We start from the raw sequence: 1334 nt of genomic DNA on the forward strand, positions 1-1334 counted from the left end.
ATCGGCTGGTGGATCTGGTTTGGGTTGTACTCATCTTCAACCTCCCCCCAAGCTGTGTACCTGGCCGCCCAGGCCACTTGCCCTTGTTGCTCTCCGTTGGCATTGACCAACGCAATCGGCGTGCCCAGGTGGTCCGTGAGCACATGCCGGATCGTCAGCGGATGTTCTTTTCGCGTTTGCGCTTGTGCATTCTTGAGCACCTGGATCGACTCCCGCACCTGCGCCCGCATTTCCTGGGGCATCAGTTCTGAGAGCCGGTAGCCGGGCTGCAGTACCTCTCTCAGGGCTTCGTGCAGCATCTCTCGTTCGTGACGAGGCAGCTGTTGGTCCATGGTGTTGCTGGCGTCGTCGTTGCCCAGGTTGAGCAACGTTTTGACCGGATCAGTCCATCCCCCTTTGTCCTTGTTTCTCTGCACCTGCAGCAGTGGCACAAAGCTGCCTGGCTCATACACCGTGTGGTGAATGTGCTCAGCGGTTTCCGTGTGCACCAGCCGGTCGCCATCCCAGCCGTAGTGGGTGGTCTGGATTGGCTCTCCAGTCTTTTGGTGAGTCTTGCTTACCCGCCGTCCGAACGTGTCATAGCGGTAGGTGATGGTGCTGTGTGTTTTCCCTTGGGCGTCGATCTGCACGACTTGCCGCAGCTGGTGCAGGCTGTCGTAATGCAGCTGGGTGATGCTGCCGTCGCTGTGCAGGGTCTGCGTGCGGTCGCCCCAGCGGTCGTAGCGGTAGTGGGTCGTTCCTTGGTTGCCTTGGCTTCCGCTCTCGCCTTCGGCCTGGCTCCAACCGATGCGGTTGTCCCGCCATCGCTCCACGTTCTGGTCTGCGGGGCTGTCCGGGTTCTGCTCGGGCTGCAGCAGGTTGAAGCGCGGGTCGTGCAGGTTTTGCTGGACCTGCGTGCTCCAGTCGGCGCTGGCTGCGGTCTTTGCGCCCGGGTGCCGGGCCGCTGCCTTGGGCGGCAGGCGGTTGCCTGCCGGGTCCAGGCGCCATCGGTGCTGGTGTTCGCCCTGGGCGCTGGCCTGGGTCTGGCCAATCAGGCGCTGGCGGTTGTCGTATTGGTAGGCATTGGCCTCGGTGGGGGTCTGGATGCCGATGAGCTGGCCCAGGCTGTCGTAGGTGTAGCGGCGCTGCTGCAGGCCACCGATGAGGGGGGCGGCACTTTGGGGTGCGCTGGCTGGTCCTGGCAGTCCTTGCCAGCGTTGGTGCAGCAGGCGGCCCAGGGGGTCGAGCTGGCGGGTCTGGGTGATGGCGGCGGGCGCGTGTTCGTGCGCTGCGCCGCTTTGCAGCAGGTGCAGGCTGCGGCCCACTTCACGGTGCAGCTTGTCGCGCTCCAGCGC

At 64.4% G+C, this 1334-nt stretch carries 1 protein-coding gene; it reads right to left on the reverse strand.

Annotation, left to right across the window (positions count from 1 at the left end; all coding sequences use genetic code 11):
- Positions 1–1334: RHS domain-containing protein (locus ACOQFS_RS01970; RefSeq protein WP_421561310.1), on the reverse strand; the 1334-nt coding region annotated here is incomplete at both ends.

Source organism: Paracidovorax sp. MALMAid1276 (genome assembly GCF_049198005.1).
Lineage (GTDB): Bacteria > Pseudomonadota > Gammaproteobacteria > Burkholderiales > Burkholderiaceae_C > Acidovorax.